This is a genomic window from Ruegeria sp. BG5, assembly GCF_056538425.1.
This window is the reverse complement of sequence record NZ_JBQFTC010000001.1, coordinates 1,214,415-1,231,613: the sequence shown is the minus strand read 5'-3', so window position 1 is coordinate 1,231,613 and position 17,199 is coordinate 1,214,415. Positions and strand designations below refer to the sequence as shown.

Genomic DNA, 17,199 nt, shown 5'->3' with positions numbered 1-17,199 from the left:
CGCGAATGTAGCTGACAACCATTCAGCAGAGTAAATCCGGGGGCTGACAGGCCCCCGGCAGCGCCTTGTTAACCTTGCGAGGCTTTCAGCGCGTTCTGAATATCGGCCAGAAGATCGCCTGCATCCTCAAGCCCAACCGAAAGGCGGATCAGACCGGGTGTGATGCCCAACTCATCCTTCTGTTCATCGCTCAGACGTTGATGCGTGGTTGTGGCCGGATGGGTCGCGATGGACTTGGCGTCACCCAGATTGTTCGAAATCACAGGGATCGTCATCGCGTTCAGGAACGCAAACGCCGCATCCTTGCCCCCCTTGATGTCCAGCGACAGGACAGTACCACCCTTGCCACCCAACTGCCGCTGCACCAGATCGTTCTGCGCATGAGTCTTCAGTCCGGGGTACAGGGTCCGGTCCAAGGCCGGGTGCCCTTCCAGCGCCTCGGCAATCTGCTGCGCGGACGCGGCCTGCGCGTTGACCCGCAGCGCCATGGTTTCCAGACCTTTCAGCATGATCCAGGCGCTGAACGGGCTCAGCGCGCCGCCGGTGTGCTTCATATACGGCTCGACCGTGCCGCGAATGAAGTCCTTCGTGCCAAGAATGACACCGCCCAGCGCGCGCCCCTGCCCGTCGATGTGCTTGGTGGCCGAGTAGATCACAACATCCGCGCCCTGATCGATCGCGCGCGAGAACACAGGCGTCGAAAACACGTGGTCCACCACAACCAGAGCACCCACCGCATGGGCCAGTTGGGCCACGGCCTCGATATCGATCACTTCCAGTGTCGGGTTCGACATGGATTCGAAGAACACCGCCTTGGTTTCAGGCCGGATTGCGGCCTTCCACTGGTCCAGATCGGTGCCGTCCACAAAGCTCACCTCGACGCCAAAACGCGTCAGGATGTTTTCGACGATGTACAAACAGGATCCGAACAGAGCTTTGGCCGAAACGATATGATCCCCGGCCTTCAGCATCGAGGTCAGCGCGCCATTGACCGCCGCCATGCCCGAGGCGGTGGCAAACGCGTCCTCGGCCCCTTCCAGCGCCGCAATGCGCTGCTCAAAGATCGAGACGGTCGGGTTGCCGTAACGCGCATAGATGAACTCGTCCGGGCCACATTCCAGGAACCGGCCCTCGGCCTGTTCGGCGGTGTCATAGACGAAGCCCTGGGTCAGAAAAATCGCCTCGCTGACCTCATTATACTGACTGCGACGGATGCCGCCATGGACGGCTTGGGTGCGTTTGTTCCAGCTCTCGCTCATGTCATTCCTTTCGGCCTCGATCCCCAAGGCGCATCAAAAAAACCCCAGACGCGGTCAAGCGAAAGGGGCCTTTCATCCTGACCTTTTAGCGGTGTTGTTTAGCGTGGCCCGCAATCCGGTAACAAATCGCCACGTGATGCTGTTGCCCTTACGCCGCAGTCGCGAATTCGTCAACCCCGACCGGGGCAACGTCACGGTTCTGTAATCGTTCATTCATCGAAGCGTCATAGCGTCATGACAAAGCAGCACCACAACATCTTGTATGAGGCAGAGCCAATGCCAGTAATCAGGATCAATGCTGTCGACGGACACGCCCGGTTGCACGGCAGCCCCCGACCCATAACTGGGGTCTTGCGCCAAACGCGTCACACCAGCTGCCCGGTCATCATCATGACCCATGGCTACAAATACCGGCCCGATGACCCGAACGCCTGCCCGCACCTTCACATGCTGTCGCTGCGCCCCAAAGCAATGCCGTGGTACAGCCCCAGCTGGCCGCAACATCTGGGCTTTGGCGCAGGGTTCCGGGATGAAGGGCTGGCCATCGCCTTCGGCTGGGACGCGCGCGGCCCGCTGTGGACAGCGCGGCGACGCGCGGTCGAAGCCGGGCGCGTTCTGGCCGATGTCATTCAACAGATGCACAGGCTGAACCCCGACCGCCCCATCCACTTCATCGGGCACTCCTTGGGCACAGAACTGGCGTTGGAAGCGCTGCATCACATTCAGCCGGGGGCGCTGAACCGAATTGTCTCGCTGACCGGGGCCGTCTACCAATCGCGCGCCGTTGAAGCCTTGCAAACCCCCGCAGGGCGTCAGGCGGAATTCATCAACATCACCAGCCGCGAAAACGACCTGTTCGACTTCCTCTACGAAACGCTGATCCAGCCGCCTGCACCGGGTGATCGCAGCATCGGGGCCGGTCTGAGCGCACCCAATGCCGTCACGCTACAGATCGACTGCCCTGCGACCGTGGATCACTTGTCCACGCTGGCCTTCCCCCTCGCGGCACCGCAGCGGCGTATTTGTCACTGGTCCAGCTATACTCGGCACGGCGTTCTGCGTACCTACAACGCTTTGCTGCGCGACCCCAAGCGCCTGAGCCTGACCGCATTGCGGCGCGGTGTGCCCGACCAGCCGAACCGCCGCTGGTCACGGCTTTTTCCGGTGCCCCGCCCGCAAGCCCTCTTGCCGTTTGCGCAGAAAACCTCATGATTTCCTCAACCTGAGGAGACATCATGATCGATCTGTATTTCTGGCCCACGCCGAATGGCTGGAAAGTGTCCATCGCGCTGGAAGAGATGGGACTGCCCTATACGACTCACCTGATCAACATCGGCAAAGGCGACCAGTTCGACCCCGCGTTTCTGAAGATCGCACCCAACAACCGCATGCCTGCGATTGTCGATCCCGACGGCCCCGGCGGCGCGCCCGTTTCCGTGTTCGAAAGCGGCGCGATCCTGATGTATCTGGCCCGCAAGACCGGGCGTTTTTACGGCGAAACCGAGCGTGACCGGATCGCGGTCGAGGAATGGCTGATGTGGCAGATGGGTGGCGTCGGCCCCATGGCGGGGCAAGCGCATCACTTTCTGAGATACGCCCCGCAACTGGACCCACCACAGGACCTGCCCTACCCCAAAGACCGCTACCGCGCCGAGGTCGGCCGGCTTTACGGCGTTCTCGACCGCCGACTGGCCGAGAATGAGTTTGTCGCGGGCGATTTCTACTCGATCGCGGACATGTCAATCTGGGGCTGGGCGAGCCTGTGGGAAGGGCAGCAACAGGTGCTGGACGACAAACCCCATTTTGCACGCTGGCTTGAAACGGTCAGCGCCCGCCCCGGCGTTCAGGCCGGTCGTGCGCTACATGCCGAATTGCGCGGCGATCATCGCGACAAGCAATCGCAGGGGGTATTGTTCAAGCGGTGAGCCGTTTTAACCTTCCGTCTTAACCAAAGGATCAGATAACGCCCGCGACCGCAGCCAATATCACCCATATGCTGAGAACAATCCACGTCCCGGTGATCAACCAGAACACCCCGGGCCGTGTTGCGCGGTCGATCGGCTCAACAAAATCGGCCCGCCCGGTTCTGAGGGCAAGCCAGGTCCAGATCAGAAACAGGAGACCCCAGAAAACCTGCAAATCCAAAAACACGGCAAGCCAAACGCATGTCACCGCGATCAGCGATTTCCACGCCAACACGTGGGTCTTTCGCGTGACATCGGAGTTTAGCCCCTGGGTAACATCGACCGAGTCACCAAACGCGGGCTGGATCATGAAATGGGCACCCTGCCGGTCCGAGACCAATATACGCTCGTCCGGCAAGTCATTGTGATGGCACCCGCCCCGCGCTTTGATGCGCTGAACGGTGTCGTCCACCGATCTCACGCCGAAACATGGCATCCAATACCGAAACTTGCCCCGGATGGCCTCGGGCACCTCTTCGGCCTGCGCAACCACAGTGCCGTCAGGGTGGCGAATATCGTATCGGGGCCACGGGGTTTCCACGCTTTTCTCAAAGCGCCAGTTGAAGAGATCCGCGTAAAACGGTTCGATCAGGGCGATGTCCGGGACATGATGAAATCGGGCCACAACTGCGCCGGGCCCCGACGTTGCAGAGGTGATCTCCGGCCTTTCATACATTGTGAAACCCGCGCCTGATGGATCCCGGACCAGAGCGATGCGCGCCTCATCGCTGAACGGCTGAGGTTCCACTTCGATGATAACCCCTTCGTGCCGACGTGCCTGTTCGACCTTCGCATCCAGATCATCGACATGGATATAGGACATCCAGAAAGACGGCATGTTCATCTGCGCCAACCGCTCGGGCATCGGGAAGATGGCCGCGACCTGCTGCCCGCTGATGCTGGCAAAGTCGTAGGCGCCATCGCCGCCGAAAGACCAGCTGAAGACGTCGCTGTAATCGGCTCTGGCCGCCTGCATGTCGTAGGTAGACAGGTCGGTCCATAGAAAATGCCCGTGTGCCATAGCGCCCTCTTCCCGTTTCGGTACCTACCCGAGCTATGACCGGAAATTCGGGCTTTCCAGAGGTCGCACTATACGCAGATTGCTTTATTGTCCCTCGCCCCGCACCAGCACATCCAACATCCCCGAAATATCCTCGATCTCTTCCGCGATCACATGGGTCACCGAATGCGCCCGCTGCATCCGCCCCGTAACCCGCAGCAACCGACCCGATATCACCGCGCGGCGAAACTGTTCGTAAACCTTGCGCCAGACCACCACGTTCACGATACCCGTCTCGTCTTCGAGCGTGACGAAGATCACCCCCTTGGCGGTCCCCGGCCTCTGCCTCAGGATCACCAGCCCGGCCACGGCCACACGCGCGCCCTCGGGCGGTGCGGTCAACTGATCTGACGGCAAACAGGACGGCGGGCGCGGCCAGTCCCGCTTTGAAACCACGGGGCGAACAAGCATAAGAACAAAAATAGAACATACGCACGGAAAGTCCAGACACGGCGTCACGAGTCGCAAATGGTACTGGAAAGACCTAAATGCCTTCACTAAGGAAGAATTCGAACATCGCAAAAGGAAGACGCACGCAATGGCAAAGATCACCTATGTCGAGCATGGCGGTACCGAACATACAGTCGAGGTCGCCAACGGACTGACCGTCATGGAAGGGGCCCGTGACAACAATATCCCCGGCATCGAGGCCGATTGCGGCGGCGCATGTGCCTGTTCTACCTGCCATGTCTATATCCACCCCGACTGGGTCGAGAAAATCCCCGCCAAGGATGACATGGAAGAGGATATGCTGGACTTCGCCTATGAACCCGACCCCGCCCGCTCGCGCCTGACCTGCCAGATCAAGGTCACCGATGCGCTGGACGGTCTGGTCGTGCAGATGCCGGAAAAGCAGATCTGATGCATCCCAAAGCGCCGCGCCTGCCCGTCCGCCTGTGGCAAGGATGGGCTCGCGGCGCGCTGACGGCCTTATGCATGTGGCTGGCGGGGGCACCCATCGTAACCGCCGACACCATAGCCTCTGCCCGATTCACAGAACCCACCACTCGTTATCCGCATGGCGTTCTGGGCGACACTATCGAATATGGCGCGCTGGAGCTCACCATCCAGACCGCTAACACAAGCGCCAGCCCTTCAATATCGACGATACGTTTACCGCAAGATCGCGTTTTCGAAGACCTCGCGCCGCGGCTGGTGGACGTCACCAAAGACGGCTCACCCGAAGCCATTGTCGTCGAAAGCCAGGCCAACACCGGGGCACAGCTCGCGGTCTATGACGCACGCGGGGAACAGATTGCCGCGACACCGCATATCGGTACACGCTTCCGCTGGCTCGCCCCCATCGCAGCGGCTGATCTGGACGGCGACGGCCATATCGAGATTGCCTATATCGACCGCCCTCACCTTGCCAAAACCCTGCGCATCTGGCGCTACCAAGACGATGCTCTGACCGAAATCGCCTCGCTCCCCGGCCTGACCAACCACAAGATCGGAGAGGATTTCATCTCAGGCGGCCTGCGCACCTGCGCCAACGGTCCGGAACTCATCGTTGCCAGCGCCGATTGGACCCGGATCATCAGTATCACTTACCAAAACGATTGGACCCAAACCGATATCGGCCCATTCGCCGGCCCCGAAAGCCTCGTCCAAGCCCTGGAATGCTGATCCGTTTTTCATCTGGCCAAAAATATCTCGGGGAGCGCGAGGGGCTGGCCCCTCGCCCAGAAAATTGAGACGGGCGCAGCCCGGCAATCAGATCACAGAGCCCGCCACCCGATATCGCGGCGGAAAAACCCCTCGGGCCAGTCAACCCCATCCACCATCGCATAGGCCCGATCCCGCGCCTCTTGCAGTGTCTCACCGCGCGCCGTGACGTTCAGCACCCGTCCGCCAGAGGCCTGCACCTGCCCCTCAACCGCCTTGGTGCCCGCATGGAACACCATATTGCTGCTGTCTTCAGGCAGACCATCCAAGTCTTTGATAACCGACCCTTTCTCATACGCCCCGGGATAGCCTTTCGCGGCCATGACCACGGTCATCGCATGATCATCCGCCCAGTTGACGCGGGTCTCATCCAACCGCCCCTCGGCTGCTGCATGCATCAGGTCCATCGCCTGCGCGCCCAGACGCATCATCAGAACCTGACACTCGGGATCGCCGAACCGGACGTTGTATTCCACCAGACGCGGTTGCCCGTCCTTGATCATCAGACCGGCATAGAGCACCCCCTGAAACGGAGCGCCCCGGCGTTTCATCTCGGCCATGGTGGGACGAATGATCTCGTCCATAGCGCGGGCCTCGACCTCGGCGCTGAGAACCGGTGCAGGAGAGTACGCCCCCATTCCGCCAGTATTCAGCCCGGTGTCCCCTTCGCCAACCCGCTTGTGGTCCTGCGCGGTCCCGACAGACAGAATGTTTTCACCGTCACACAGCACGAACAATGACGCTTCTTCACCATCCATGAACTCTTCGATGACCACTTCGGCCCCTGCACCACCGAACGCACCGCCGAACATGTCGTCGATAGCCTCCAGAGCCGCCTGCTCGTCCATCGCCACAATCACGCCCTTGCCCGCCGCCAGGCCGTCAGCCTTGACGACAATCGGTGCGCCCTGCTCGCGGATATAGGCTTTGGCCGGTTCCGCCTCGGTAAAACGCGCATAAGCCGCCGTTGGTGCGCCAGAGGCATCGCAAATCTCTTTGGTAAAGCTTTTCGAAGCTTCCAGCCGCGCCGCCTCGGCTGACGGGCCAAAGACCAGCACGCCTGCCTCACGCAGCCGATCCGCCACGCCTGCGGCCAAAGGCGCTTCGGGGCCGACGATCACGAAATCGATCGCGTTGGCTTCGGCGAAATTGACCACCGCGCCGCCATTTTCGATATCCAAAGACGCGCATTCGGCGATCTGAGCGATCCCGGCATTGCCCGGCGCAACAATCAGACGGTCGCATTTGGGGTTCTGCATCACCGCCCAGGCCAGGCTGTGCTCGCGCCCGCCGCTGCCGAGAATAAGGATGTTCATGGGGTCGTCTCCGATCTGCTTGGCCTCGCCTGCGCGGCGTTCTAAGCTGGCCGGGCATTTGACACAAGGCGCTGAAATGTCCGACCTGCTAGACGACCCCATTCCTGGCCAAAACACCCCTGAATATTCGGTTTCCGAGATATCCGGCGAGGTGAAGCGCACGCTCGAAGGATCGTTTGGGCGAATCCGTGTTCGGGGTGAGGTCGGACGGGTGTTCAAGGCGCGCTCGGGTCACCTGTACTATGACATCAAAGACGACCGGAACGTGCTGGCCTGTACGACATGGAAAGGCCAGATCTCGGGCTTGTCGGTGGTTCCGGAAGAAGGGTTGGAGGTCGTTGTCACCGGTCGCCTGACCGCCTTTGGTGCACAGTCCAAATACAACATGAATGTCGATGAGGTCGCGGTCGCAGGCCAAGGCGCGCTGATGGCGCTGCTGGAAAAGCGCAAGAAGCAGCTGGAAGCCGAAGGGCTGTTTGCCCCTGAACGCAAAAAGCCGCTGCCCTATCTGCCGCAAATCATCGGCGTTGTGACCTCCCCCTCCGGTGCGGTAATCCGGGACATTCTGCATCGCCTGCGGGATCGGTTTCCCCGCAAGGTTCTGATCTGGCCGGTCGCTGTGCAAGGCGCCAACTGCGCCCCCGAGGTCACGCGCGCCATCGAAGGTTTCAACGCGCTCACACCCGGAGGCGCGCTGCCCCGTCCCGATCTGATCATTGTCGCACGCGGTGGTGGCTCGATCGAAGACCTGTGGGGGTTCAACGAAGAAAGCGTGGCCCGCGCGGCGGCGGCCTCGGACATACCGCTGATCTCAGCCGTGGGCCACGAGACGGACACAACGCTGATCGATTTCGTCTCGGACCGCCGCGCGCCCACGCCAACTGCAGCCGCCGAACTGGCCGTGCCCGTACGGATGGAACTTCTGGCCTGGACCAACGAGCAAGGCGCACGTCTGTCCCGCGCCGCCAGCGATGCGGTCCAGCGCCGCGCCCAGCGTTTGCGCGATGTTGCCCGCGCCTTGCCGCGCCCGGACAGTTTGTTGAACTCCCCCCGGCAACGCCTTGATCTGATTGCGGAACGCCTGACACCTGCTTTGAACCGAGGTGTTCAGAACCGCCGCCTGCAACTGGTCGAAATGTCCGCCCATCTGCGCCCCTCGACCTTGCGCAACGTCGTTTCCTCACGTCAGGAAAGCCTGCGCAACCTGTCCTCTCGCCTGTCCCTGCGCCCCATTCAGCGCGAGATCGACCAACAGCGGCAGGCCACCGCCCGACTGGCCGAACGTCTGAACGCAGCCCAAAATACCCGGCTGGATCGCCTGCGTCAGCAACTGGACGCCACGGATCGGTTGCGCGAAACGCTCAGCTACAAGGCCACTCTGGCGCGCGGCTATGCGGTTGTCCGGGCCGAAGGCGATGTGGTCACCACCAAATCGCAGGCCGCCAAGCACCCGGCTCTTGAGATCGAATTCGCCGATGGTCGCCTGACGACCGGAGGGGCCGGTAAAACCCCTGCCAAAAAGGCCAAAGCGGATACCCCGGATCAGGGCTCGCTGTTCTAAGCCATGCTGACGATCTGGGGCCGCAAAACGTCATCCAATGTGCAGGCTCTGATGTGGTGCGTCGAAGAACTGGGCCTGGATTATGAACGACAAGATGTCGGTCATCGTTTCGGCGGTCTGGACACGCCGGACTTCGCGAACCTGAACCAAAACCGCACCATCCCCGTGATACAGGACGGCCCCAACCCACCCCTTTGGGAGACCGGAGCAATCCTGCGCTATCTCGCCGACCGCTACGGGCCCGACACCTTTTGGCCCAAAGACTCGGCTCATCGGGCCGAGGTCGACAAATGGGCCGAATGGGCCAAGATCAACATTGCGATGGCCTTCACCGTTCCCGTGTTCTGGCAGGTTGTGCGAACGGCCAAGTCAGAGCAGGATGAAAAATCCATCAACTCCGCCGTAAAAGCCCTTGAAAGAAAACTTGAAATTGCGGACACGCAGCTTGTAGGAAGGGCCTTCATTGCCGGAGCTGACCTGACTTTGGCCGACATCCAGTTGGGTCACATCCTGTACCGATATTATGATATCGACATCCCAAGGGCACCTTTACCAAATCTACAACGTTACTTTGACAGGCTGAGCCAGCGACCTGCGTATCAGGAACACGTCATGATCAGCTACGACGACCTTCGCGTAAACTAGGATCAGACCCCGACCTCGGGACCAAGGCACACCATGTCCTGGCCCAGATCCTCGATCCCATACAGCTCGGTTGCCTGAGGATCGCCGTCTGGCCGCGCGATCAGGCCACCGCCGGACCGTTTGAACACCCAGCATTGCGGATCCAGCCTGTCTTCGTAGACAAAACAGATCTGTTCCTCACGCTGATACCAGACGCCTTTCTTGCACTGCCCGTCCAGAAACGACCAGATGACACGCCGATCGGGCAGATACTGCTCAACCCCATAAACCTTCCCTTGGAAACCATAAAACAGGGTTTTTCCGCGCGTATACTCATCGAACTCCGCGCCGGAAAGCGCTGTTTGCGCGCCAACGGCTTGGGCCGAGAGGGCCAGTAGAATCGCAAGATACCTCACCATGCGACCATAGTGTCAGATACCGGCAGCCAAGGCTAATCGCATTGCCCGGTTTCGCCTGCCTCTACGTCACCTGTTGCCTGGGCTGCAGATCAGGAAGGACAGTAGGCCCAAAACAACCGAGAGGATACGACATGACCGTCCTGTTCTGGATCGCAGCGGCATGTGCGCTGGCCTATCTTCCCCTGGCACCGCGCCCGGCAGGTGCTGCGCGAACGGTGCTCAAAACCGCCTCGGTCGCGTTGCTGGCCGTGATCGCTGCGCTTGAAGGCGGCGCGATGCTGCTGATCTTCGCGCTTGCGCTCTGCGCCGTCGGGGACGCCTTGCTCTCACGCGAGTCCGAGGCAACCTTCATGGCAGGCATCGGCGCATTTGCGGCAGGCCACATCGCCTATATTGCCCTGTTCCTGTCTCATCCTGCCAGCGCAGCCGGCCTCATCCTTGATCGACCGGGGATATTCTGGTCGCTGATCCTTCTGGGTGTCGTCGTCATTACAATCCTCCCGCCCCGCGCCGGAGAGCTGAAGGTCCCCGTTCTGATCTATATCCCCATCATTCTCGGCATGGGAGTATCGGTCCTGTCCCTGCAACCCACCGGCATGCTGGTCTGGGCCCTTCCGGCCGCGCTGGCCTTCATTGCCTCGGATCTGGTTCTGGCGACCGAAAAGTTCCTTCTGCCCCCAAACCACCCGGCCCTGAAACTCACACCCTATGCGATCTGGCCGCTCTATTGGGTGGCGCAGGCCGGGCTGCTGATTGCCTTTACCTGACCCTTTGCAACTCGGGTAAATCCGCATTAGGTGGGGGGAACACCTGCGGAGATCGAAAATGGCGTTTTTTTCAAAGCTGAAGGACAAGCTGTTCAAATCCTCTTCACGCCTTGAACAGGGGCTGGACGCCATTGTCGAAGACGGCGGTGAGGAAACCGCCGCTGATCCGGTGATCCCACAGCCCGAGCCCAAACCGCAGCCGGTGCCGGAGATTCCTACGCCCGTACCGACCACCGAGCCTGTCGAGGTGCCCGAGCCTGCCCCCGCAGACCCAACCCCGGCGCCTACGCCGCCCGAAGTCCCTGAAAACAAGGGGCTTCTGGGTCGTCTGTTCAGTCGCTCTGAAAGCAAAACCGAAATCCGCCGCACGCTGGATGACGACATGCTGGAACAGCTCGAAGAACTGCTGATCGCCTCTGACATGGGCGTCGACACCGCCCTGCGTGTCACTGCCAATATTGCCGAGGGGCGCTTTGGCCGCAAACTCTCGGCCCGCGAAATCAAGCAGTTGCTGGCGCAGGAAGTCGCCCGCGTGATGGAACCCGTTGCCCGCCCGCTGCCCATCTACCCCAAACGCCCGCAGGTGGTTCTGGTCGTCGGCGTCAACGGCTCGGGCAAAACCACAACCATCGGCAAGCTTGCCAGCCAGTTCAAATCCGCAGGCAAAAAAGTCGTCATCGCCGCCGGAGACACGTTCCGCGCCGCCGCCGTCGAACAATTGCAAGTCTGGGGGGAACGCGCAGGCGTCCCAGTTCTGACCGCCCCGGAAGGGTCCGACCCCGCCAGCCTCGCCTTCGACGCGCTGACCAAAGCACAAGAAGACGGTGCAGACCTGCTGATGATCGACACGGCGGGCCGCCTGCAAAACCGCGCTGACCTGATGGAGGAACTGGCCAAAATCGTGCGCGTCATCCGCAAGGTCGACGATACTGCCCCGCACAATACCCTGCTGGTGCTGGACGCGACCACGGGCCAAAATGCACTCAGTCAGGTGGAAACCTTCCGCAATCTGGCTGACGTTTCCGGCCTGGTGATGACCAAGCTCGACGGCACCGCCAAGGGCGGCGTGCTTGTCGCGCTGGCAGACAAGTTCGGCCTGCCCATCCACGCCATCGGCGTCGGAGAACAAATCGACGACCTCGCCCCCTTCGACCCCGAAGAATTCGCCGCCGCCCTCACCGGCCTCGACCAAAGCTGATCCGATTCTTCATCTGGCTACAAATATCTTCGGGGGTCTGGGGGCAGACAGCCCCCAGCCTCTCCACCCAGCACAAAGATCTGATACTTGAGCGACTGGCTAATCTCACTCGAAGGCACCGAAGCGGGCCACCAGCTTGCCCTTGGGCTGGCGCTGATGGCTGCCTTCCTGCACGCCGCGTTCGGCGCACTTCAAAAAGGCCGCCACGACCCGTGGCTGTCGCGGGGGGCCATCGACGCTTGCTATTGCCTGATGGCCGCCCCCTTCGCCTTCTTCGTCGTACCATGGCCTGAACCCTATATGTGGCCCATCTTTGGGGTCGTCTGGCTGATCCACATCGCCTACAAAACGCTTCAAGCCATGGCCTATACCAAAGGCTCCTATACGGTCGTCTACCCTGTCGTCCGGGGCACCGGCCCGCTGTTCACCGTGATCGGAGCCTATCTGCTGTTCGGGGAAACTTTCACAGGTACCCAGTGGCTGGGCGTGGCGGTCCTTCTGGCCGGGATATTCGGCCTCGCGATCTACAACCTGCGCTTTCTTGAGACCAACCGGGAAACGCTTGGCATCGCGCTGGCGCTGGCCGTGGCTACCGGGTTGTTCGTGGCGCTTTATACCACCTATGACGCCTATGGCATCCGCGCCACTGCGGACCCGTTCACTTTCCTCGCGTGGTTCTTCATGATCGACGGGGCCGCGATGCCGATCTACGCCTTCCTCAGATGGCGCGCCATGATCAACCGTCCGGCTATCGGGCCCCTGATGCTGCGCGGGCTTGCGGGCGGCATCATCGCGCCGTTGTCTTTTGGGTCCATCATGCTGGCCACGCGGCTGGACAAGGTGGGCGAGGCCGCCGTCTTGCGTGAAACTTCCACCGTATTCGCCGCCCTGATCGGCTGGCTGGTTCTGAAAGAAACCGTTGGCCCCAGACGCATTGCCCTGATGGCATTGATTGCATTGGGCGCCGTAATAGTTGAAATGGGCGGGTAAGCAGCAGGAAGACATGATGACAGGCAAAAAAGACATCAACCCGTTTCTGAAACAGGTGCTGGAGCTTGGGCCCCCGCTGGCCTTCTTCTTCATCTACCTGCGCCTGCGCGATGACAGCTTCCTGATCGGCGGCACCGAGTATTCGGGGTTCATTATCGCCACCATCATCTTCGTGCCGCTGATGCTGGGCGCGATGGGCATCCTTTGGTTCCTGACCGGGAAACTCAGCCGATTGCAGATTTTCACCGCCTTCATGGTCATCTTTTTCGGCGGGCTGACCGCCTGGTTCAATGATGAGCGGTTTTTCAAAATGAAAACCACGCTGGTCTATGGCGTTTTCTCGACGATTCTGGGCATCGGACTGCTGCAGGGGAAATCCTATCTGGCCTATGTGTTGGACGAGATGCTGCCGATGAAACACGAAGGCTGGATGATCCTGACGCGCCGTCTGTGTGCCTGTTTTGCTGTGCTGGCTGTCGCCAATGAAATTGTCTGGCGGACCATGTCCACCGACCTGTGGGTCAAGATCGAAACCTTCGGCTTTCCGATTGCCCTGATGGCGTTCCTGATGCTGCAGTTCAGCCTGTTGCAAAACTACATGGACGACCCCGACCGCCAATAAACGGTTCGCACCGTGGAACATACCGTCGGGTTCAACCGTAAAGAGAGCAAATCCATACAAAAAACCTTGGCTTAGCGGGCAAGCTGTGAAAGGTTAAGGCACCACTCACCATTCACAGCCGGAGTTCACCGCCCGCATGACGGCCTTTCCCAATAGTGGCTTTTTGTCCGAAGCCTCAGACGAGCTACGAGATATGCTCTCGGCGCTTGCCTCCGAAATATCCCTGGACCAGGACGAAACCTTGTTTGAACAAGGGGATGAAGGCGATGCGCTTTATGCGATCATCGAAGGGACGCTTGAGGTGTCGTTTCTCGCCATGAGCGGCCGCAAGCTGTCGCTGACCCTGATGCGCCCGGGCGAAGTCTTTGGTGAGATTGCCCTGTTCGACAGCGGCCCGCGCACCGCAACGGTTGCCGCGGCCGAGCCCACACGCGTTCTGCGCGTTAGGCGGCGCGATGTCATGAACCAACTCCGCCAACACCCCGATCTGGCCGTTGATATGGTGCGTCTGGCCGGTCTGCGCATGCGCTGGATGGGATCGCAATTGAACGAGCAGGTCTTTCTGCCGATGCCGATCCGACTGGCCCGCAAGCTGCTGCACCTGTCCAACCTGCAGGACAACCCCAACGAACGCATCACCTTGTCGCAAAGCGAACTGGCCGAGTTTGTCGGTGCAACGCGCGAAGCCGTGTCCAAGACCATCTCGACCTGGAAACGCGACAACGTGGTCGAGGCCTCCCGTGGCGGTCTGCAAATTCAGGATTTCGAAGCCCTGCGCGAGCTGGCCGAATCGGATTTGATCTGACGACAGATGCGCCCGTGTGAACTGGTTCACAGAACAGAACCCAGGTTCAAGCTAGCGTGATCTTGTTACCGTAGGAGGTCAGAGAATCATCCCCGATATCTGTCCACTGACCTCTCCCTGTACCTGAGCCATATGCTGTCCCGGCATATGGCTCATTTACCTTCAAGGGGGTGGCACGGCGGGTTTACGTGTCAGTACCGGCGGTTCACGCGCTTGCCGCGCAGCACCTTTCGGTTCTTTTGCTTTTCCCGAAGGAACACAAACAGGCCGGATCCCAGAATCAAAACGATCCCCCATACGACCGGCAGATCGGGCCATTCACCCCAGATCGCCCAGCCCCAAAAGATCGCCAAAGGCAGCCCCACATATTCGAACGGCGCTACAGTGGCCGCGTCGGCCATGCGATACGCCTGCCCCAAACAATAGCCGATGATGGCAGAATTCAGACCGAGGCCCGCAAAAAGCCAGACGTCTCGCCCCTCGGGCCAGACCCAGGCCCGCAGAAGAAACACAAGGCTTTCGTTCTCCAGCCCCTCTGCAAAACGCCCATCCCCGGCCACGGCCCAGAACAGGATGCTGATGGCGATGAACGCGGACTGGACATAGACCGCCATTGCAGACGCCTTGGATTTCGCGCCCAGAAACCGCGTCATCACGTTGTTCAGCGCATAGGTGAACGCCGCCGCCACGGGCAGTGCGTAAACCCACAGGCTGACTGAGCGCTCGGCCCCGCTTTCCCACGGGCGCGTCATGATGATCACACCGGCAAACCCCACCAAAACCGCGCCGATGCGCAACGGCCCGACCTTTTCGCCCAGCAGCGGAATGCTCAGCAACGTGATCATCAATGGCGCCACGAAGAAAACAGCCGTGGCCTCGGCCAATGGCATGACGGCCAGGGCGCTGAAAAAAGTGAGGTTCGCGATCACGATGAATATGGCCCGTAGCAGGTGCAGACCGGGTTGATCCGTTTTCAGAATGCGCCAGCCGCCTTCCAACTGAACCAGAGCCAGACTGAAGCCGATCCCGATAAAGGACCGGGCGAAAACCATCTGATGCAGAGGGTAACCGCCCGACAGGAACTTGATCATCATATCGTTGAACGAAATCGCCAACATGCCGAACAGGATGAAGGCGATGCCGACGGTAGGGTTTTGTAATTTCTGATGTTCTGCCACGGGATACCCTTTCATCCGGCCAGTAACACGGGCCTTGGGTCAGGTCACTTCCGTTTGCGACATAATGGATGGTCGCAATTCCCCGCCGTTCCAAAAGAAAAAGAGGCCCCGGATCGGAGCCTCTTTTCATGTCCTGACGACGCGTTCCCGCGCCCGGTCCTTTATTCTTCCAGACTCAGCGCCACAAAGCGTGGGTCACCGCCGCGACGGACCAGCAGCAGCAAGGATTTGCGCCCCGCAGTCCGGGCTTCTTCCATGCGCGCCTCAAGGTCCTCGACCGTCACAACCTTCTGCTGACCGGCTTCGGTGATCAGATCACCAGCGCGCAGGCCCTTGGCATAGGCCTCGGATGCTTCGTCCACATCCGACACCACCAGCCCTTCGGCATCCGCGTCCAGCCCCAGATCCTCGCGCAGCGTGTCGCTGAGCGGCGAGATTGTGAGGCCCAGAATGTCGGTGTTTTCGTCGGCCGGCGCGTCCGGGGTATCCTCTTCCCCGTTCTCGGCACGCTCGGCATCTTCACGGCGGCCCAGAGTGACCAGAATGGTCTGCGTGGCACCATCGCGGCTGACCACAACGCGGACGGATTTGCCCACCGTGGTTTCGCCGACCTGACGCACCAGACCACGGGTATCCTCGACCTCGACCCCGTCAAAGCTGAGGATCACGTCGCCCGCTTTCAGCCCCGCATCCTTGGCCGGACCATCCGGCACATCGCTGATCAGCGCGCCACCGGGTTTTTCCAGACCCATCGCCTCGGCCATGTCCTCGGTCACGTCCTGAATGCGCACACCCAGCCAGCCACGACGGGTTTCACCGAACTCGCGCAGCTGGTCGACCACCTTCACAACCACGTTCGAGGCCATCGAGAACCCGATGCCGATCGAGCCGCCATTGGGCGACAGGATCGCGGTGTTCACGCCGATCACCTCGCCATTCATGTTGAACAACGGCCCGCCCGAGTTGCCCCGGTTGATCGCCGCATCCGTCTGGATGTAGTCGTCATACGACCCGCTCAGCGCCCGGTTCCGGGCCGAGACAATCCCGGCAGAGACCGAAAAGCCCTGCCCCAGCGGGTTGCCCATGGCGATCACCCAATCGCCGACACGCGCAATGTCGCTGTCACCGAACTGCACATATTGCAGCGGCCCCGTGGCCTCGACCTTGAGCAGCGCGATATCGGTTTTCTCATCCGTTCCGATCACCTTGGCGGGCAGTTCTTTCTTGGGCTGACCGTCGCCCGGGAAGAACTCGACCAGAATCTCGTCCGCTTCGGCAATGACGTGATTGTTGGTCACGATGTAACCGTCCTCGGAGATCACAAACCCCGACCCCAGCGCATTGCTGCGACGGGGGCGATTGTCATCGTCGTCGTCCCCGTTTCGGTCCTGAAACTCGCGAAAGAAATCCTCGAACGGGGATCCTTCGGGCACGATACCCTGCGGTCCGGTCTGGCCTTCGATCAGCGTGGATGTGGTGATGTTCACTACCGCCGGGCTGATCTGCTCCGCCAGCGGTGCAAGGCTTTCCCCGCGCGCATAGGCGGCAACGGTTTGCGCCGCGATCAGGATCATCCCCGCAAATGCCAGCCACATCAGCCGCATGAAACCAACACCATCGTCCCGCCGGACGGAAATACTGCGTGCTTGTGCCTGCACTTGGGAACTCCTTGTCGTCAAATCCTTGTTGTCCGCCCGCAGGCAGACCCTTCTTGGCATCCAATGTAGTCGGTTTGTTCCCACTCGCAACTCAGGATCGCGGGGAAATCACC

The 17,199-nt window shown here is 60.6% G+C and carries 18 protein-coding genes and 1 riboswitch; of the genes, 11 read left to right on the top strand and 7 right to left on the bottom strand.

Features of this window, described 5'->3' with window-relative positions; translation table 11 throughout:
• Positions 1–68: 68 nt before the first annotated feature.
• Positions 69–1,259: an O-succinylhomoserine sulfhydrylase gene (metZ, locus tag ACR0KX_RS05660; RefSeq protein ID WP_170621606.1), complete on the bottom strand. Its 1,191-nt coding sequence runs from the start codon at positions 1,257–1,259 to the stop codon at positions 69–71.
• A gap of 65 nt (positions 1,260–1,324) precedes the next feature.
• Positions 1,325–1,402: riboswitch (SAM riboswitch) on the bottom strand.
• 247 nt (positions 1,403–1,649) lie between these two features.
• Between metZ and ACR0KX_RS05655 the strand changes: the two genes are divergently transcribed.
• On the top strand, positions 1,650–2,471 hold the full coding sequence (locus ACR0KX_RS05655) for a DUF726 domain-containing protein (protein ID WP_170621605.1): 822 nt from the start codon (positions 1,650–1,652) through the stop codon (positions 2,469–2,471).
• Positions 2,472–2,494: 23 nt separating this feature from the next.
• Positions 2,495–3,184, top strand: a complete 690-nt coding sequence (locus ACR0KX_RS05650) for a glutathione S-transferase N-terminal domain-containing protein (RefSeq protein ID WP_480708025.1) — start codon at positions 2,495–2,497, stop codon at positions 3,182–3,184.
• Positions 3,185–3,215: 31 nt separating this feature from the next.
• Here the strand turns inward: ACR0KX_RS05650 and ACR0KX_RS05645 are convergent, their stop codons facing one another.
• Positions 3,216–4,244, bottom strand: a complete 1,029-nt coding sequence (locus tag ACR0KX_RS05645; RefSeq protein WP_170621603.1) for a VOC family protein — start codon at positions 4,242–4,244, stop codon at positions 3,216–3,218.
• An 84-nt stretch (positions 4,245–4,328) separates the two neighbouring features.
• Positions 4,329–4,694 (bottom strand): OB-fold nucleic acid binding domain-containing protein, encoded by a 366-nt coding sequence (locus ACR0KX_RS05640; RefSeq protein WP_170621602.1) that lies wholly within the window; start codon positions 4,692–4,694, stop codon positions 4,329–4,331.
• Positions 4,695–4,821: 127 nt separating this feature from the next.
• Between ACR0KX_RS05640 and ACR0KX_RS05635 the strand changes: the two genes are divergently transcribed.
• Both ACR0KX_RS05635 and ACR0KX_RS05630 read left to right on the top strand, forming a co-directional pair.
• Positions 4,822–5,145: a 2Fe-2S iron-sulfur cluster-binding protein gene (locus ACR0KX_RS05635; protein ID WP_039534845.1), complete on the top strand. Its 324-nt coding sequence runs from the start codon at positions 4,822–4,824 to the stop codon at positions 5,143–5,145.
• The gene (locus ACR0KX_RS05630) at positions 5,145–5,909 is read left to right on the top strand and encodes an FG-GAP repeat domain-containing protein (RefSeq protein ID WP_480708023.1); all 765 of its coding nucleotides are present in this window, start codon (positions 5,145–5,147) and stop codon (positions 5,907–5,909) included. The genes ACR0KX_RS05635 and ACR0KX_RS05630 overlap by 1 nt, the downstream gene beginning before the upstream one ends.
• 92 nt (positions 5,910–6,001) lie before the next feature.
• Here the strand turns inward: ACR0KX_RS05630 and purD are convergent, their stop codons facing one another.
• Positions 6,002–7,264: a phosphoribosylamine--glycine ligase gene (gene purD, locus ACR0KX_RS05625; protein ID WP_170621601.1), complete on the bottom strand. Its 1,263-nt coding sequence runs from the start codon at positions 7,262–7,264 to the stop codon at positions 6,002–6,004.
• Positions 7,265–7,340: 76 nt separating this feature from the next.
• Between purD and xseA the strand changes: the two genes are divergently transcribed.
• A complete protein-coding gene (xseA, locus tag ACR0KX_RS05620; RefSeq protein ID WP_170621600.1) occupies positions 7,341–8,825 on the top strand; it encodes an exodeoxyribonuclease VII large subunit in 1,485 nt (494 codons plus the stop codon).
• Positions 8,826–8,828: 3 nt separating this feature from the next.
• On the top strand, positions 8,829–9,470 hold the full coding sequence (locus tag ACR0KX_RS05615) for a glutathione S-transferase family protein (protein WP_480708021.1): 642 nt from the start codon (positions 8,829–8,831) through the stop codon (positions 9,468–9,470).
• 2 nt (positions 9,471–9,472) lie between these two features.
• Here the strand turns inward: ACR0KX_RS05615 and ACR0KX_RS05610 are convergent, their stop codons facing one another.
• Positions 9,473–9,868: a hypothetical protein gene (locus ACR0KX_RS05610; protein WP_170621598.1), complete on the bottom strand. Its 396-nt coding sequence runs from the start codon at positions 9,866–9,868 to the stop codon at positions 9,473–9,475.
• A 131-nt stretch (positions 9,869–9,999) separates the two neighbouring features.
• Between ACR0KX_RS05610 and ACR0KX_RS05605 the strand changes: the two genes are divergently transcribed.
• The 5 genes from ACR0KX_RS05605 (at position 10,000) to ACR0KX_RS05585 (ending at position 14,250) form a co-directional block, all read left to right on the top strand.
• Positions 10,000–10,635 carry a lysoplasmalogenase gene (locus ACR0KX_RS05605; protein ID WP_170621597.1) on the top strand — a complete coding sequence of 212 codons (636 nt, stop codon included), beginning with the start codon at positions 10,000–10,002 and terminating at the stop codon, positions 10,633–10,635.
• A gap of 58 nt (positions 10,636–10,693) precedes the next feature.
• Positions 10,694–11,833, top strand: coding sequence for a signal recognition particle-docking protein FtsY (gene ftsY, locus ACR0KX_RS05600; RefSeq protein WP_170621596.1), 1,140 nt, complete (start codon positions 10,694–10,696; stop codon positions 11,831–11,833).
• An 87-nt stretch (positions 11,834–11,920) separates the two neighbouring features.
• Positions 11,921–12,823: a DMT family transporter gene (locus ACR0KX_RS05595; RefSeq protein ID WP_170451491.1), complete on the top strand. Its 903-nt coding sequence runs from the start codon at positions 11,921–11,923 to the stop codon at positions 12,821–12,823.
• A gap of 16 nt (positions 12,824–12,839) precedes the next feature.
• The gene (locus tag ACR0KX_RS05590; RefSeq protein ID WP_480708018.1) at positions 12,840–13,445 is read left to right on the top strand and encodes an inner membrane-spanning protein YciB; all 606 of its coding nucleotides are present in this window, start codon (positions 12,840–12,842) and stop codon (positions 13,443–13,445) included.
• A 136-nt stretch (positions 13,446–13,581) separates the two neighbouring features.
• The gene (locus ACR0KX_RS05585; protein ID WP_170451495.1) at positions 13,582–14,250 is read left to right on the top strand and encodes a Crp/Fnr family transcriptional regulator; all 669 of its coding nucleotides are present in this window, start codon (positions 13,582–13,584) and stop codon (positions 14,248–14,250) included.
• A gap of 191 nt (positions 14,251–14,441) precedes the next feature.
• Here the strand turns inward: ACR0KX_RS05585 and ACR0KX_RS05580 are convergent, their stop codons facing one another.
• Together ACR0KX_RS05580 and ACR0KX_RS05575 are read right to left on the bottom strand one after the other, a co-directional pair.
• Entirely contained in the window at positions 14,442–15,443 is a 1,002-nt protein-coding gene (locus ACR0KX_RS05580; protein ID WP_170451497.1) for a DMT family transporter, read from the bottom strand.
• A 146-nt stretch (positions 15,444–15,589) separates the two neighbouring features.
• Positions 15,590–17,086, bottom strand: a complete 1,497-nt coding sequence (locus ACR0KX_RS05575) for a Do family serine endopeptidase (RefSeq protein ID WP_480581682.1) — start codon at positions 17,084–17,086, stop codon at positions 15,590–15,592.
• Positions 17,087–17,199 lie beyond the last annotated feature (113 nt).

Excerpts from the sequence above, each read along its gene's own strand:
- metZ (WP_170621606.1), bottom strand. The coding sequence starts at position 1,259 with ATGAGCGAGAGCTGGAACAAACGCACCCAAGCCGTCCATGGCGGCATC.
- ACR0KX_RS05655 (WP_170621605.1), top strand. The coding sequence starts at position 1,650 with ATGACCCATGGCTACAAATACCGGCCCGATGACCCGAACGCCTGCCCG.
- ACR0KX_RS05650 (WP_480708025.1), top strand. The coding sequence starts at position 2,495 with ATGATCGATCTGTATTTCTGGCCCACGCCGAATGGCTGGAAAGTGTCC.
- ACR0KX_RS05645 (WP_170621603.1), bottom strand. The coding sequence starts at position 4,244 with ATGGCACACGGGCATTTTCTATGGACCGACCTGTCTACCTACGACATG.
- ACR0KX_RS05640 (WP_170621602.1), bottom strand. The coding sequence starts at position 4,694 with ATGCTTGTTCGCCCCGTGGTTTCAAAGCGGGACTGGCCGCGCCCGCCG.
- ACR0KX_RS05635 (WP_039534845.1), top strand. The coding sequence starts at position 4,822 with ATGGCAAAGATCACCTATGTCGAGCATGGCGGTACCGAACATACAGTC.
- ACR0KX_RS05630 (WP_480708023.1), top strand. The coding sequence starts at position 5,145 with ATGCATCCCAAAGCGCCGCGCCTGCCCGTCCGCCTGTGGCAAGGATGG.
- purD (WP_170621601.1), bottom strand. The coding sequence starts at position 7,264 with ATGAACATCCTTATTCTCGGCAGCGGCGGGCGCGAGCACAGCCTGGCC.
- xseA (WP_170621600.1), top strand. The coding sequence starts at position 7,341 with ATGTCCGACCTGCTAGACGACCCCATTCCTGGCCAAAACACCCCTGAA.
- ACR0KX_RS05615 (WP_480708021.1), top strand. The coding sequence starts at position 8,829 with ATGCTGACGATCTGGGGCCGCAAAACGTCATCCAATGTGCAGGCTCTG.
- ACR0KX_RS05610 (WP_170621598.1), bottom strand. The coding sequence starts at position 9,868 with ATGGTGAGGTATCTTGCGATTCTACTGGCCCTCTCGGCCCAAGCCGTT.
- ACR0KX_RS05605 (WP_170621597.1), top strand. The coding sequence starts at position 10,000 with ATGACCGTCCTGTTCTGGATCGCAGCGGCATGTGCGCTGGCCTATCTT.
- ftsY (WP_170621596.1), top strand. The coding sequence starts at position 10,694 with ATGGCGTTTTTTTCAAAGCTGAAGGACAAGCTGTTCAAATCCTCTTCA.
- ACR0KX_RS05590 (WP_480708018.1), top strand. The coding sequence starts at position 12,840 with ATGACAGGCAAAAAAGACATCAACCCGTTTCTGAAACAGGTGCTGGAG.
- ACR0KX_RS05585 (WP_170451495.1), top strand. The coding sequence starts at position 13,582 with ATGACGGCCTTTCCCAATAGTGGCTTTTTGTCCGAAGCCTCAGACGAG.
- ACR0KX_RS05580 (WP_170451497.1), bottom strand. The coding sequence starts at position 15,443 with ATGAAAGGGTATCCCGTGGCAGAACATCAGAAATTACAAAACCCTACC.